Source organism: Aeoliella sp. (genome assembly GCF_965227375.1).
In the GTDB taxonomy this organism is placed as follows: Bacteria; Planctomycetota; Planctomycetia; order Pirellulales; family Lacipirellulaceae; genus Aeoliella.
The window spans coordinates 1,333,474-1,348,879 of the sequence record NZ_CBDDFX010000002.1; the positions used below are offsets into that span (position 1 = coordinate 1,333,474).

Here is a 15,406-nt window from a genome sequence, read left to right on the forward strand (position 1 = left end):
GAGTCCGTGCTCGCGGGCACATATCACCCCTACAACTGATACAGTCGCTAGGATCCTCCAGGCAATGCGTCGGCTAGGCTACCTCTTGCCCGTTGTCACGCCCGGCCAATCGTCGGTTCGCAGCGGGGTGAGCGGCAGCCCGCTGACGGAATAGACGTTGCAGACTGGGTTGTCGGCCCACGCGTAGCGCACGGCTACCGGCTCGGGCACGTCGGGGCTGGAGACGATAATCTGCCGCCGGTTCTTGTCGTTGATTTTGGCATCGGCCCACACCCACTTCTTGTCCTCACCGGCTATCGCGAAGCCGCGCAGTTCGCCCGTGTCGAAAGTGGTCAGCGCGCGGCAGTTGCCAATGGTCAGAATGATCGTTCCATCTTTCACCTCGAACGATTCGAGTGTGGGGCTGTTGTGGGCGATCTCGAAGCCATACTCGTTCGCCAACGCGTGGCGCGCCAGCCGGTCGCCAACCGATTGCTTGTCTTTCGGGTGGATGTCCTTGCCTTCGCCGACGTCAATGATCACCGCCTGGCCTGAGTGTGGCAGACGGTCCAGCGACATGGTTTGCGCTTCGCGAAGCTCGGCCCAATCGCTTTCGCCCGGATCCGCCTTTTCGTCTTTGAAATCGGCAAGCTGAACCCAGTAGAACGGGAAGTCGCCCTGTCCCCACGCTTCGCGCCACGTTTCGATCATCAGGGGGAACATGTCGCGGTACTGTTCGGCGCGGCCAGCGTTCGACTCGCCCTGGTACCAGATCGTGCCGCGAATCGCCAGCGGCATCAGCGGCGCGACGCGCGCGTTGTACAGATTGGCGGGCCGTTGTTGTGCGAGCAATTGATGGGAGGGGCGGGGCCAGTTGGGGATGGGCTCTCCGGCGGCCACGGCTGCCTCCATCTTCTCCTTCCACCCAGCGTGGACCTTTGCGAACTCCGCCCGCAAGGCCTCTTCGTCGTTCTCTTCGACAACTTTCGCCCATCGATCGAGCAGCGGCTGGTACAACTCCTTGCCGGCGAGCTTTTCGTTAGGAATCCAAGCTTCGCAAGCCGAGCCGCCCCAAGCGTTGTCGATCAAACCGATCGGCACGCCGGTCGCTTGCTCCAGCCGCTTGCCGAAGTAGTAGCCCACCGCCGAAAAGTCTCTCAGCGAACCTGGCTTGCACTCTTCCCAAGCACCGTCGAAGTCGTCGGCTGGCGTTTGCACTCCCTCACCCGTCACAGTGAGCAAGCGAATGTTGGGATTTCCTTCGCCAAGTACCTCGAGTTCGCGGTTGCGGCTCCTGCTGATGGACCACTCCATGTTCGACTGGCCCGAGCAGATCCAAACATCGCCGACCAGCACATCGGTCACTTCCAACCGATCGTCCTTGCTCTCCACCACCAGCGAGCGAGGTTCGCCCACCGACAACGGATCGAGCGCAACTTGCCACTTTCCCTGATCGTCGGCCGTGGTGGTCTTGGTTTGGTCGCCGAACACCACGGCTACTTCCGCACCCGGCTCGGCCCAGCCCCACACCGGTGCTGCCATGTCTCGTTGCAGCACCATGTGGTTGCTGAACACCGAAGGCAGCCGCAAGTCGGCCGAGGTGGGAGATGTAAGTGCTGCCAGAATTGCACCAACGTAGAAAGCGGTCTTCAGGTTCGTCATCGTATGTGTCTCCGCCCAAAAGTTAAGATCTTGTGTCAGGAAATCCTCGGAGCCCAGAATATAAACGCTCAGGTGAGCGGCTTCAACTTTCGGCCGAGCCACGCCGCCCAGTGCCCCAAGGGTATCCCCGCCGTGGGAGTCATTTTACCTGCCAGACCTGCAGGCGGTGATTCGAGTACTCGGGCGTGTAGAGCTTGTGATCGTACACGTGGAACCCGTGGAGTTGTTGGATTTGCCCGGGGCCAGTGCCCGCCTCGCCGAAGGCCCCAGCGTACTCGAGGGTGGACTTGTCGAACACCTGGATGCAAGTGTTGGCGACGCCGCCCAGGTAGATGTGCTGCTCGGTAACGGCGATACCATGAGGGCGGTTGAACGGTTCGCCTTGTTGCTTCGAGTAGTTGTCGACCTTGGCGACAAACTTGCGAGTCTCTTTATCGAACACCTGGAAGCGGTTGTTGCCCCACTCGGCGACGTAAATATGGTGCTCGTCGACGGCGATGCCAGTTGGCTTGAAAAAACGTCCGTCTTCGTTTCCTGGTTCGCCGAATTGGGCAACGTTCTTCCGTGTCTTTTTATCGAAGATCTGCACGCGATGGTTTTCGTGGTCGGTGATGTAGATTCGATCTTCGTCGAGAAACATGCCAACGGGCTCGTCAAACTGTCCAGCACCACGGCCCGGTTGGCCGAACTGCTCAAGGAAGGCGAAGGTGGACTTGTCGAATACCTGCACGCGGTGGTTCTTGCGGTCGGTCACGTAGAGATGCTGCTCGTCGACCGCCACTTCGTTCATGCGATTGAACTGGCCCGGGCCAGCGCCCCGTGATCCGAACGCCGCCCGAAACTCGTGAGTCCGCTTGTCGAAGACCTGCACGCGATCGTTTCCACGATCGGCGATGTAGATCGAATCGGCGTCGACACTAATGCCGACCGGGCCCTGCATCTGACCTTTGCCGTTGCCCTGGCTGCCGAACACGGCGATCGACTTGCCCAGCGGTTCGTCGGGTGACGGATTGCCCCCCACCGCCCAGGTTGCTGCGATCCAGCAGCACATGGCGGTAGAAACGAGAAGTCGTCGCATAGCTCGATTATTGGTGGCGAGATAATGCATGTCGTTCGGCGCGGCCCGATGCTTGGGATGCCAGCAGCAACCTGGCGAACGCTGATTCGCAAGCCAACCTCGATCGCAGCACAAGCTATAGCGACTTCGGTGTCACGACGATGGCGGCGAACAGCTAGAACACGGTAAGCGTATAAGTATAATGACTTATCCAGTAGGATGGTCACCAGTTTCCGAGGTTGCCATGATTCGTAAACTTATGTGGGGACTTATTGTCATGACAGCTTCCGCGGCTTCCTGCGCCGAGCAACCTGAATGGCTCGAGGCAACCCAGAGCGTGATTGAGTCGCTCCGCACACAGGCGGAGAACCTATCGCCCGAACGGCGCGAGCTGATGGACGAGGCGGCCAAGCATGTGGTGCAGCAGCTTGAGCAGGGCGAGCACGCCGATCTGGTGTTTATCTGCACGCACAACTCTCGCCGCAGCCAATTCGGGCAAGTGTGGGCCAAAGTGGCGGCCGACTATCACGGCTTGCAGAACGTTCGCACTTATTCCGGCGGAACGGAAACCACCGCATGCAACCTGCGCACCGTGCAATCGCTGCGTCGGGCGGGTCTCGAGGTCGTGGCGACCTCCACCGGCGACAACCCAGTGTACCTGGCGCAGTACGCCGAGAACCGCCCTGCGATCCAGTTGAGTTCCAAGATCTATTCCGACCAACCCGATGAGCTACGCCCGTTTGCAGCCATGATGTGCTGCTCGGATGCCGATGAGAAGTGTCCCGTCGTAGAAGGAGCAGCGGTCCGCGTGGCGCTCCACTACGTGGACCCCAAGGAATCGGACGGCACCGCTCGCGAGTCCGCAACTTACGACGAGCGATGCCGCCAGATCGGTGGTGAGATGTTCTACTTGATGGCGACCGTCAAGCAGATGCTGGATGACTAAAGGTCATTCAAAGCCCTCTTTTCGCATGGACGAGGTGGCTTCGAGCGTGGACCCACCCATGAACCAGGGCGACGGCACCCACGAAATGTCCGCGTAGGGCACGGTAACGGACACCGTGATCACATCGCCAGCCGAGGCGGACGCGGGATCTGGTGAGACGCTCACTGCCACACCGGATACCGAACAGCCATCGGCATAGTCCTCCGCGGCGCTTTTGGCCGACGTTGTACTGCTGTGAAGGCTTATCGCTTCCCGCGCGCCGACGCGCGACGCGTTGGTCAACACCTGTTGAACCATCAATCCGCGACCGAGTTCGACGAATCCGATTACGAGCAGGAAGAATACGGGCGCGACAATCGCGAATTCTACCGCCGCCACGCCGCGGCGATTTCCTGCCCGTAGCCGCCTGCCCGCGGCTCTTTGTATCTTCGTTCTGCGGTGCATCGATGCATTCTCCTTTGGGGGTGCAATCCCGTGCTTACTCGATGAGGATCACAGGCGAGAACACGTAGCTGCTGCCGCCGACCGTGGTCGCGGGGATTACCCCACGCCCGACCGCTGGCGCCATCTGGATGGTGACGTGTTTCTTGCTCATGGGTCCAGTTAGTTTTACGTCCACGATGCGAATGCCTTGCCAGGCGACGATCGTGTAAATCGCATTGTTGCCAGGGCCGTTCACCTCTTCGAAGATCGGGATGATGCGAGGATCGCCGATAATCGAAGCCAATTCGTCCTTCACGCCGGCGCTGATGCCCGTGTCGCCGTTCAGGTAGAGCTTGCCAGAGGAGTCGAACTCCAGCTTGCCGCCGTGGTGGGCCAGGTCATCTGGCGAGATGCCATGGAGGATTTGTCGGGCGATGTCGTTCGTGCTGTTGTTGCTGCTGCCAATGTCGACCATGCCACGGTTGCCAGGCGAGCCGTTGCCGATGGGATACAGGTTCACTTCCAGCTTGCCATCGCCGCCACCGGAGACCACACCACTCTCCTTGTTGTAGGTGTAGCTGTCGGTGCCATAAGTGCCGGCCTTCCAGTCAACCCACGTGTCATAATCCAGGGCAATCGGCAGGATGTCCAGCCAACTGCCATCCGAGGGGATCTCGAATCCATTCACGTCGCGAGCCAGTGCTGCGGTGGCTTCGGCGAAGACGGATTGCTTGTTGACACCGAACACGCGAGCAAAGAACAACGGCAGGCTGCCGTTTAGCGTCTCGTCGCGACGTACCTTCACCTTCACGGCGTTGAAGCGATTAAAGCTGGTGGTATCGAACGGTGCGTTGGGGTTCGAGAAGTCGTTGATGTAGCCAAACACCATGTCGCCATTGGCGGAGTTGGAGTTGTTGGTGTCGAGCGTCAACCCAAGGTTGCCCACCTGGTTGCTGTTGGCGTAGGTGCATCCCTCGTTGCGGGCATAGCACTGGGCGTCGGCGGAGCTGTAGCCGTCGTTGATGCGATCAGCGAATTCCCACGCCGCAGCCAGAGCGGCGGCATCTGCGGTTCTTTGGATTTCTTCCTTCGACGACAGCACGTAGCCGATGTCCACCGCAAAGGCGACCATGCCCAACAGCACCATGCACAAGACGGCGGACAGGATGGTGATCGCACCTCGGCGATTGAGGCGGTTCTTAGGATGTTTGGCGAGCAGTTGCATGGCGGTTTTCCCTAGTGAGGGGCCGGTTGGCTTGTGGAGAGGGGGTTGTGCACTGTCGATTCGGTGCGTCGATAGAGCACTCGGGGATCACGGATCGATGTCGGTATCGATGTCGATCGGAGCCACCAATTCGCTGGTCGTTCCATCGGCCGTCTTCCAGACGAGCTTGGTGAGCACCAGCGACGAGACACGATTTCCAGCGAACGTGATGCCCGACTCGCCGATCGAGACGCTCGGCTGGTAGTTGTTCAGCCGACTCATGGTGTAATTGGTCCACATGATCAAGCCGTCGCCGTTGCCGAAGTTGCCCCACGACTGCGACACGCCATCGTCGACGTCGAACACCACGCGACCGTCGTCGATGCGCAGCTTTTGGACCCAGCTAATCGTTTCGTTGTCGTAGGAGAGGATGCCAGACTTCGTAGAGTTGGCCGTGTACATCAGCGAATCGCCATACCAGCACTGCATCTGCAGTCCGCCCGGGTCGAAGCCGGGGAACGTGGTGTGATTCAACAAGAACACAAAGTGCAGGCCTTCCATATCGCCGGTGGGGGACATGACCAGGGAGACTTGCGGTGCGCAGCGGTCGATCTCCGGTCCGCCGACGGAAAGTTCCCAATGCTCTTCGATGTAGACCACATCGTCAGACTGGGCGGAGACACGCGATGCAGTTGCCAATACGAGTGAGACGACTACCAGGCAGCCTAGCGGCCACCGAAGATGTTTTGCGGTCATGGATCCGGCCTCCTGACGAGCTGGATTCAGCGCGGCATCGACTTAAGGTCAACGCGACACAAGAAGAGATGAGAGGGGGACGACAAGCGGTGTACCGTTAGTACAACCGAGGCGTGTCAGCAAGCTGGGAACTTACTGCCTGCCCAATTTGAAACCTAGTCCGCGCTTCTGGAGGTCGTCGGAGAAAAATCGGAAAGCTGCGGCTTTCCATTACTTTAGCATCCCGTGTTGCTGCCAAAATGCAACAAGGTGCGCGGGGTGCGCACCTTGTTGGAGGTTGTTTCGATGGATATCAGCAGCGCAGGCTTTATAGCGAGTTGTTGCCGGCAAGGACTGGCTGTTGGTCCTCGTGCTCAGCAGATGTAATCGTGTCATCCATGGCGCGATGCGCGTGCTGTGTGTCGTCAGGTAGCGGAGAGCCCAAGCGTTCGGCCTCGATGCGTGCAACGACCTCGTTAAAGGTCTCCGCCAGTTCGTGCCACTGGTCGTCGTCGCGGAAGTGCAGCGGAACCAGTTTGCCTGTGTCGGCGGCCTCGCGCAAGTGTCGTTTGAAGCGGACCATGGGACCCACAAAGCGATGCGAGATGCGAACCATACTCCACAGCATCACGGGTAGCGCTAGCGTCGAAGCAACCATACCCACTAGCACCATCGGCAGGATCTTGCTCATGAAGGAGTCAGGACCCACGAAGCCGTTGATGCCAGGCGTGATGAAGATCCAACCCGCGACGGTCAAGCCGCCGGCACTCAGCAGGCTTACTGCCCAGCAGTTGACCAATTGTCCTAGCAACTTGCCTTGGACCTGGCGATCAACAAAATAGTGGCGACGATCGTGCTTGCTCATGGATATCCTCGGGGCACAGCAGGGGGCAAGGTGAAGGTAGACTCGCTCTACCAAGACAAATCTAGCTTATGAACCACCAGGGCGCCGTCGCGATAACCCGCAGGTGGCAGGTGTGCAGGTAGTAACGATCGCACCGATGCGCCGGGTTCGCCCTACCACCAACCCAGCAGCTTCCACCACATCAGCCCAAGCACGAGCCATACGCTCAGGTGCATCAGAGATACCAGAAAGCCGATCCAGAACCAGCGTTTGATCGGCACATAACCCAGCCCGTAGTAGATGACCACGGGGCCGGTGGAGTAGTTGGTGGTGCAGCCGCAGAGGTTGCTGAAATAGGCGATCAAAGCAACCATCAACAGTGGCGGCGCTTCGACCGCAATGGCTGCCGAAAAGAAAACTCCAGCGAAAGCCAGGATGTGGCCCGTCAGCATACTGAACGCATACATCGAGTAGAAGTACACGAGCGCCAGGATAATCGCTGCGAGGACGCCCGTCGTATCCCCGATGCTCGACTTCACCTGATTGGCGAACCAATCGACAAAGTGGGTGCTCTTCAGAGCGTCGGCCATGGCGATCAGGCCGCCTAACCAAAGCAGCGTGTCCCAGGCGGCCGAATTGCCGGTCAGCTTGTCGTAAGGCAGCACCTTGCATATCACCAGGGCGACCACACCGCAAATGGCAACCCACGTGGTGTGCAGCTTCGCGCCCAGCAGCCACTCCTGAACAGCCCCAGTGGCCCACAGCACCAGCATCACCAATAGGATGCCCGCCATCGTGACTTGCTCGTAGGTCCAGTCGCCCATGTCTTTGAGTTCGCCGCGAATCGCGTCTTGAGCCTCGTGGGCGTCGGTGAGTTCCGGCTTGGTGATGCGGTACAGCGCCCACGGGATGAGTGCCAAGCTTGCCAGCCCGGGAACGATACTGCCCTTGATCCACATTCCCCAGTCGAAGTTGACGTTCAGGATGTCGTCCGCAGCTTTGCTGACCAGGGGGTTGGCCGCCATGCCGGTGAGAAACATGGCCGCGGTCACCAGGTTCAAATGAGCGCCGCACAACACCAGGTATTCTCCCGCTCGGCGTGGCGACTCCCTGGCGTCGGAGCCGAGCACGCCGTTGATGGCGTTGACGATCGGCATCATCAAGCCGCCCCCGCGTGCGGTGTTCGAAGGGATGAACGGCGCGAGCAACAGTTCCGCAGCAGCAATCGCGTACCCCAGGCCCAGCGTGGTCTTGCCCAGCTTGGCGACCATCATCAGCGCGACGCGCCGCCCCAGCCCCGACTCGAGCATGCCGCCTGAAATAAAGAACGCGGCAACCACCAGCCACACGGTCGTGTCGCCAAAGCCGCGGAGCATTGCACTAAGCGACTGCTGCACCTTCTCCTTGAAGGTCTTGTCGGTGATCGTCTCGCGAATCTTGATCGTCTCGTTGTACGAAGGCGAGTACTCGACCAAAGTCTCGGGTTGGGCTTCGGAACGGCTTAGATAGCTCAGGCTTTCCTCATTCAGCCCTCGATCCTCGAGCCAATCGTCCAATGCCGAGGTCGCCGTGGTGCCGGTGCCGGACAGTACCAACAGACCAATCAGCACACACAAGCCCATGGGGAGCGGGCGAAGCAAGAAGCTCACGATCGTGGCGGCGAAAACCGCGAATACGTGCCAGGCTTCCAGCGAGAGGCCCGATGGTGTGGGCCAGTACCACAACGCCAAGCCGACGACCACGCACGCTGCCAAGCGGACCCACTTCAATGGATCTTCTTTGACGACGGTGCTGGTTTCTTCCGCCATGCGATGAGACTTGTGGAGGAGGAACTTGGCTGGCGACGGAAGGGTTCCGCGGCCCATCCGGCAAAGGTAACCTGCTGAAGTACCTTGTCAACCGGCGCGACAACGTTCACCAGCGTGGCTTGCACTTACGGTACTCTATCCGCACTGGCCCAAAGCCCCAATGCCGGTTTGGGGATGTAGTAGACCTCTTCGCCGTCCACGTCGTTTGGACCAGGTTGCAGTTTCTGGGGATCGTACTTCTTGAGCATCTCCTCCAGCGAGCCGTACTCGTAGCCCACGGCCTCGATCTCCTCCTTGGTCAGCCCACCGGGACAGTAGGTCACGCGGAACCGGTTTTCGGGCGAGCCATGGATCAAGTGGGCCGCCGCGCCCAGGTTCTTCCGTAGGTCGGCGTTCTGCTCCACCGCTTTCATGATCTCGGGCGTGGTGCGGTAGCCGTACTTGTAGATCAATCGGTCGATCTCGCGGTCCTCGCCAAACATCTTCACGCCGGAAGCCAGGACGACCAGCTCTCCCTCGTCGGCGATCGCCATCCGCGTGCGGTAGATGGCCTTGTTGCCCAGCCAGGTGCTGTGGAACTTCTTCTCGTCGAGCCACACCACGAACTTCTTGGGAGGCGTCTGGAGTTTGGTGAAGTTCACTTTGACCGACAATTCGGCCGCTCGATGGAAACACTCGACGTCGTCGCCAATGAACAGACCCCGCAGCGCCAGTTGTCCTCGATCGTTCTCGCCCACCACGGTTTGCACGTAAACGAGCGGCCAGTCGGCGCAGAACGTGTCTTGCGCGTAGTTCAGAATCTTCCGCAGCGGCGTGTCGGCCACGCCCATCATCCGCTCCATGCCGTAGGCCGCGCCGATGAAGTGGCTTTCGTTAATGCCCTGCTTGCCGCCGGTGCCGACGAAGATGTTCTTGTTGTAATTGGCCATGCCAATCACTTCGTGTGGAACCACCTGCCCGATCGAAAGGATCAAATCGTGCTGGCGGGCGGAGAGCATCTTGTTCACTTCCACCGGCCACTCGCGGTCGTAGATGCCTTCGGTCACCTCGGCCACAAACTCGCCGGGCACGCGGCCGATCTCGTCCACTTCGGTCCGCCAGCGGTGGGGGCGGATCAGACTCTTCGGCAGCGACGGGAACATGCTCTCGAGTTGCTCGTCGGACATCGGGTCGTGCGTGCCGAGCGCCGGCAGCACGTCGACGAGTCGCTCGCCGTACAACTCATGCACCAGGCACGTGAGCATTCCCGCCTGGCTGTCGAGTCGCGTGTAGTCGGGCGGGATGGCCAGCACCCGCTGTCGATCGCCGAGTTGCTGCATCAGGTCGGCAAGCGCCGCACGGCAGTCGTCGGGCGTCAGTTCGGTGTCGGGGCTACCCGCTGCGTAGTACAGTGTCATCGGTCGAGTCGAAACGGTTCGAGGCTAAAGCGGGGCGATGCCCCAGTAATCAGATCGGCCAGCGCCATGGCCGTGCCGCTGGCCATCTGCAGCCCGGAGCGAAAGTGCCCCGTGGCCACAAACGCATTATGTACTCCAGGCACACGGCCGATATAGGGTAAACCGTCTGCAGAAGCTGGACGCAAACCGGCCCAATGATCGGCAATCGGGTACTGCTGGAGTTTGGGCATCACTTGATGGGCGAACTCTGCAAGTGAGTTGGCGGCGTCAGGAGTTGTCGATTTATCGAATCCAACGTCTTCGACGGTCGATCCGACCAGCAGGCGACCTCTTTTCGGCACGATGTACTGGTCGCCACGATGTATGATGCCCCATGTGAGTGGCTTTTCGAATGGCCCAAAGGACAGCATCTGACCCCGCATGGGACGAACCGAAAGCCGTAGATCGAGCGGCTCGGCTATGGCCGGACTCCAGGCCCCTGCCGCAAGCACTATTTTGCGAACCTCGATCGTTCCGGCCGTAGTGTGCACCTGTTGGACGCGGTCTCCACTGCGGTTCAATTGCCGTACTTCCACTGGGTGGCAAATCCGCACCCCAAATGCCTTGCATGCGGCAGCGAGCCCGCGGCAGTGCCAGCGATTGTCTAACTTTGCCTCGCCAGGCACGTGGTAGGCGGCCAAGACTCCTTCTATATGCAGATTCGGTTCGATTCGGCGGATTTGGTCCAGATCAATCTGCTTAACCGCGATGTCGAGCCTTTGCCAATGATCAAATTTCGCTTCCAATCGCTCCTGTTGACCGGGCGTTGCAGCCAGATGCACCGCACCGATGTGGGTCAGTTGATTGTCAAAGCCAGTGGAGTCGGCCAGTCGGGAGGACCACTCGTGGTTTAGACGTAACGAGATCGCCGCCAGCTGCTCCAGCGCCGGATGATCGTCGTACCACGATCCCGGCGGCAGGATGCCGGCGCCGGCCCACGAGGCTTCCTGCGCGGGAGTCTGCCGGTCGACGACTACTATATCTATGTCGCTCTGGCGGCTGGCGAGTTCATAAGCCACCGAAAGACCAACGACACCACCGCCAATCACCAAGAGGTCGCAGGATTTGGGGAGCGTCGTGGTCACAGCGGGCAGTATTGGTTGTTGGGGTACATGAACGGTCGGTCGCAGGCTGGACTATCGATTAGCTTCTTGCAGTAGTCGATCAAGCAACACCGGATCGATCCTGCCGCGGAAGCGAACCTTGCCATCCACCACGACTACCGGCACGCACGTGTTGTATTTGGTGAGAAGATCAGGCCGTGTATCGATGTCGGTTAACGTTGGCTCGACCCCGCGCGATCGGAGCAACTGGTGTGCATCGTCGCAAAGGTGACATCCGTCACGAGTGTACAGCTCGAACTTCATGGAAAACTCAGCGGATGGAGTGCCCCTCTGTGGAGGGGTGTCTGGCCGGCGCCGACGGGACGACCGGCAAGTTGTCCAGCTCGTAAGCTACGGCCAGATGCAGACTTGGGAAATCCATTTGCCGGGGTTCAGGCAGCCAGCCTACGATGGAAATGGAGGGCCAACCAGCCCCCCAACCCCCCTCGGCCGGCGGACCGCCGGTTACCCAGCTCGCCCTCCTCTGACCTCGTGGTCGAGAACGCTCGAAAGGAATTCGCGGGAACAAGTCAGCGAGCACTGTCGGACTTGAATAACTTGCACCCGGGAGTTCTCTATGTCGCGCCGTCGCTCGCAAGTCGCAAAGACGCAAGTTCGCTTCGTCAAACGACATAACACTGCTTGCGCGACGCGGGACGCCAAGCGAAACCGCCCCCAATCCAGGCGTACCAATGTGGGGCACTCGTCGCTTCGCGAACCGTTCTCGCCGCCGGAAAACTGGTACGAACCTCATGGCGAAGGAGGCGATTACAAGGTCGTCGTGCAGAGCCCTGGCGATGGATATCGCCACGTGGTCACGCCGCAGGAGGTTCGCGACCGCCTGGCTGCACTGCCGCCAGCGTTTATTCAGGACCTGGAGGTCGTTCAACTCAGCCGCATCACCCGCAAGAAGCAGAGCTTCCCCTGCTACGGTATGCAATGGGGCTCGACGTTGTACCTCTATCCTTTGGAAGAATCCCTGGTCGAGAGCTTCGGCAGTCCCCCGCCACCGACGTTCGTGAACGAAGCGAAGATGTATGGCGGGCAGTGGCGCCAGGAAGGTGCAAGCTGGACGCTGCACTGGACCGCGGACTCCATTCGCGACTACTACCTCAACAACATCCTGATCCACGAACTGGGGCACCTGCTCGACGAGCGGAACTCCACTTACATCGACCGGGAAAGGTACGCCGAGTGGTTTGCCACGCATTATGGCTACCTGGCGACGGGCGGACAGGACTCGCGGCGGCCAAATCGCAAGGTTCGCCGCCGGCACCACTGCAAATAGGCGGTTTCGCCGCGATATTTGCCCGACGTTGTGCGGAATCGCAGAACCTGTCGCTACAATGGCGGTAGAATAGTGGAGCTGCTTGACCACATGGCGGATGGCCGCTCCCCAAGTCCCAGTCCAGAGCAGAGGCAGAAGTCGCATGATTCGCACGACGAGCGCCGTCGCCGTGTTCTCTCTATGTTTATGCATGGTCTCTACCTCGCTTGGGGCCGGGCCTACCGAGCAGCGCCGCGAGCTTTCGCGGGCGGCCTCGCAGATCAAGGCCGCCGAGCGATTCGCCAAGGCGGGCCGGGGAGACGATGCCAAGAAATCGATCGCCGCGGCCCAAGAGGCCCTGAACAACATCGCCGATGGGCTCGACAAGCGTTTCGAGGGCCGATTCAAGCGTGCCCAGGACGCACTGGCGAAGACCCACGCCGAGTTGACGTCCGCGGGCATCGAATTGCCACCGCTGGCCAACGTCCAGCCCACAGGCCGCCAGCCGAATCGGCCATCCGCCCCAGCTGGGTCGGGCCCGCCGGCGGGAGGGCAAGTGAGTTTCGTGGACCACGTCCGGCCGATCCTCACCCGGCACTGCGGCAACTGCCACGTGAGCGGCAGCCGCGGCGGGGTGAGCTTCGCCAACTACGCGTCCATCACCGATGGCAACCGCTTTGTGGAGCGCGGTTCGGGCTCGGAGAGTCTGTTGGTCGACGTGATCGCCAGCGGGCAGATGCCACCCAGCGGAAACGGCCCCACTCCGCAAGAGGCTCGCGTGCTGGTGATGTGGATTAACCAAGGAGCGAAGTTCGACGGCGACGACCCATCCAAGCCGCTCGGCCAATTGGCGAAGTCCGCTACTCCCGCCACGCCAGCGAAGCCGGCCGAGCCCAAGCCCGACGCCAAGCCGATTCCCATGGCCACCGGCGACGAGACGGTGAGCTTTGCGGTCGACATTGCCCCGCTGCTCACCGAGAGTTGTAACGACTGCCACGGGACCCGCCGCCCCAGTGCGGGCTTCAGCGTGACGAACTTCCAGCGGCTGTGGGCTGGCGGCAACAGCGGCTCGGCCGTTGTGCCGGGCGATTCGAAGAACAGCCTCCTGGTGAAGAAGCTGCACGGCACCGCCGACGGCGCGCGGATGCCGCAGAACCGTCCCGCGTGGAATCGCGAGCAAATCAACCTGGTGGAGCGTTGGATCGACGAAGGAGCCAAGTTCGATGGCCCCAGCGCCACTGAGTCGCTCGAGCGCGTCTCGGCAGTGGTGCGCTCGCAACGCCTGACGCCCGAGCAACTGTCGGCCGATCGACAACAGAAGGCCGAACAGCAGTGGCGGCTGGCGATTCCCGACGAGAAGTCTACCACGGCAACGAGTAAGAACTTCCTGGCGATCGGCAATTTGCCGCCGCAGCGACTCGAGCAATTGCTCACCGCCGCCGAGGGCCAGGCCGCGGAAGTCGCCAAGTACTTCCAGAAAGCGGACGAGCCGTTCAGCAAAGCTCGGGTGACGATCTTCGCGTTCGATCACCGCGTCGACTACAGCGAGTTTGGCACCATGGTCGAGCGTCGCAGCTTGCCGACGGAGATGCGGGGGCATTCGAAGTTCGATCTTGTTTATCCCTATGTTGCGTTGGTGGTCGATCCCAGCGACGACGATGTCAACCAGTTGCTCGTCGCCCAGCAACTCGCTTCCCTGTGGGTCGCCGATCAGGCGGACGGTCGTTTGCCTGCATGGTTCGCCGAGGGCGCCGGAATGGCCATCGCCGCCCGGGTGCATAAGAGCGACCCGACCGTCGACGAATGGCGCGGCGAACTGCCCGCAGCGGTGGCTTCGCTCAGGGAGCCCGATGCGTTCATCAACGGCAAGCTGCCCCCTGCGGCGACCGCGACGCTGAGCTTCGGCTTTGCCGATGCTTTGCTGCAAAAGCGGTCGAACCTCGAGCGGCTGATGACCGCGACTGCCAAGTCGGGCGACTTCGACGCTGCCTGCCAGCAGGTCTTTAAGCGCTCGCCGAAGGAACTGGCCGAACTGTGGGTGGCCACCGAGCGTCGCCGGCGCTAAACTGCTGGCTGTTGCTGGTTTTCTTTTGACTCTGCGAAGTCTCCTTCCGTTGGCGTAGGTTTGTCGTCCGTTGAAGAGCACCGTTCCGCCAATCCCACTGGAGAATCTGGCTCTGGCCTTGCTGCCGGTGCTGGTGGTGATCATCATCGTTCATCGCTGGGGCCTCGGCGTGTGGACCCCGCTGTACGCCACGGCCCGCATGCTTGTGCAACTGGTTGCCGTGGGCTATGTGCTCAAGTATCTGTTCCTTACTGACAGCCCGTGGGTGGTGCTTGCTACGCTCACGATCATGTTGGTTGTGGCCAGTTGGATTTCGCTCCGACCGGTCAAACACAAGTCGGCGAAGCAATACCTGTGGGCGCTGCTGGCCATTGCGTGCGGTGGCGGCGGGGTAGTGTTTCTCATGACTCAAGGCGTGCTCGAACTCGATAAGTGGTACGACCCGCAGCGCGTGATCCCGCTAGCCGGCATGAGCCTCACCGCGGCGATGAACTGCGTGAGCTTGGCCGCCGAGCGGTTCGAAGCCGAGTTGGGCCGCGACGCCGACCACCACGAAGCACGCCGCCAGGCGATGCACGCGTCGCTCATCACCGTGACCAACTCGCTGCTGGCCGTGGGCCTGGTTTCGCTTCCCGGGCTGATGACCGGGCAAATCCTGGCCGGCATCTCGCCGCTGATCGCATCTCGCTACCAAATCATGATCATGTGCATGGTCTTCAGCGCCGGCGGCATCGCCGCGGCGGTCTATTTGTGGCTCGTCGGGGATAAATCGGTCGAGAGTTAAGTCGCGGTTTTGTCCCAAAACGATTGGCTGCGACAAAACCCCGCGGTGACTTAGCGTTTCCGGCATCGGCGTAACTTGTTGTTGTAAAGCACC

Annotated in this window: 14 protein-coding genes; 4 read left to right on the plus strand and 10 right to left on the minus strand. The window is 60.7% G+C overall.

The annotated features are described in order from the left end of the window. Window positions 1-78 precede the first annotated feature (78 nt). The gene (locus tag ACQK2L_RS18435) at window positions 79-1,641 is read right to left on the minus strand and encodes a sialate O-acetylesterase (RefSeq protein ID WP_425398506.1); all 1,563 of its coding nucleotides are present in this window, start codon (window positions 1,639-1,641) and stop codon (window positions 79-81) included. Between the two features lie 139 nt (window positions 1,642-1,780). Next, on the minus strand, window positions 1,781-2,719 hold the full coding sequence (locus ACQK2L_RS18440; protein WP_425398507.1) for an NHL repeat-containing protein: 939 nt from the start codon (window positions 2,717-2,719) through the stop codon (window positions 1,781-1,783). Window positions 2,720-2,942: 223 nt separating this feature from the next. On the opposite strand from ACQK2L_RS18440, the gene ACQK2L_RS18445 reads away from it, so the two are divergent. Then, window positions 2,943-3,644 (plus strand): protein-tyrosine-phosphatase, encoded by a 702-nt coding sequence (locus ACQK2L_RS18445; RefSeq protein ID WP_425398508.1) that lies wholly within the window; start codon window positions 2,943-2,945, stop codon window positions 3,642-3,644. A gap of 3 nt (window positions 3,645-3,647) precedes the next feature. Here the strand turns inward: ACQK2L_RS18445 and ACQK2L_RS18450 are convergent, their stop codons facing one another. From ACQK2L_RS18450 to ACQK2L_RS18485, 8 genes are all read right to left on the minus strand, one after another. Further along, on the minus strand, window positions 3,648-4,088 hold the full coding sequence (locus ACQK2L_RS18450; protein WP_425398509.1) for a TadE/TadG family type IV pilus assembly protein: 441 nt from the start codon (window positions 4,086-4,088) through the stop codon (window positions 3,648-3,650). A gap of 34 nt (window positions 4,089-4,122) precedes the next feature. Then, entirely contained in the window at window positions 4,123-5,292 is a 1,170-nt protein-coding gene (locus ACQK2L_RS18455; RefSeq protein WP_425398510.1) for a pilus assembly protein TadG-related protein, read from the minus strand. An 87-nt stretch (window positions 5,293-5,379) separates the two neighbouring features. Further along, complete coding sequence (locus tag ACQK2L_RS18460) at window positions 5,380-6,027, minus strand: hypothetical protein (RefSeq protein ID WP_425398511.1); 648 nt, start codon at window positions 6,025-6,027, stop codon at window positions 5,380-5,382. Between the two features lie 307 nt (window positions 6,028-6,334). Beyond that, a complete protein-coding gene (locus ACQK2L_RS18465; RefSeq protein WP_425398512.1) occupies window positions 6,335-6,871 on the minus strand; it encodes a hypothetical protein in 537 nt (178 codons plus the stop codon). Window positions 6,872-7,023: 152 nt separating this feature from the next. Next, window positions 7,024-8,658: a DASS family sodium-coupled anion symporter gene (locus tag ACQK2L_RS18470; protein WP_425398513.1), complete on the minus strand. Its 1,635-nt coding sequence runs from the start codon at window positions 8,656-8,658 to the stop codon at window positions 7,024-7,026. 125 nt (window positions 8,659-8,783) lie between these two features. Further along, a complete protein-coding gene (locus tag ACQK2L_RS18475; RefSeq protein WP_425398514.1) occupies window positions 8,784-10,055 on the minus strand; it encodes a lactate racemase domain-containing protein in 1,272 nt (423 codons plus the stop codon). Then, on the minus strand, window positions 10,052-11,179 hold the full coding sequence (gene thiO, locus ACQK2L_RS18480) for a glycine oxidase ThiO (RefSeq protein WP_425398515.1): 1,128 nt from the start codon (window positions 11,177-11,179) through the stop codon (window positions 10,052-10,054). Before thiO ends, ACQK2L_RS18475 begins: the two co-directional genes overlap by 4 nt. 51 nt (window positions 11,180-11,230) lie before the next feature. Further along, window positions 11,231-11,461 (minus strand): glutaredoxin family protein, encoded by a 231-nt coding sequence (locus tag ACQK2L_RS18485; protein WP_425398516.1) that lies wholly within the window; start codon window positions 11,459-11,461, stop codon window positions 11,231-11,233. Window positions 11,462-11,774: 313 nt separating this feature from the next. Here ACQK2L_RS18485 and ACQK2L_RS18490 point away from each other — a divergent pair, with 313 nt between their 5' ends. From ACQK2L_RS18490 to ACQK2L_RS18500, 3 genes are all read left to right on the plus strand, one after another. Beyond that, the gene (locus ACQK2L_RS18490) at window positions 11,775-12,485 is read left to right on the plus strand and encodes a hypothetical protein (RefSeq protein WP_425398517.1); all 711 of its coding nucleotides are present in this window, start codon (window positions 11,775-11,777) and stop codon (window positions 12,483-12,485) included. 142 nt (window positions 12,486-12,627) lie between these two features. Further along, complete coding sequence (locus tag ACQK2L_RS18495) at window positions 12,628-14,529, plus strand: c-type cytochrome domain-containing protein (RefSeq protein WP_425398518.1); 1,902 nt, start codon at window positions 12,628-12,630, stop codon at window positions 14,527-14,529. 70 nt (window positions 14,530-14,599) lie between these two features. Continuing rightward, window positions 14,600-15,313, plus strand: a complete 714-nt coding sequence (locus tag ACQK2L_RS18500) for an ABC transporter permease (protein WP_425398519.1) — start codon at window positions 14,600-14,602, stop codon at window positions 15,311-15,313. The last annotated feature ends 93 nt before the right edge of the window (window positions 15,314-15,406 follow it).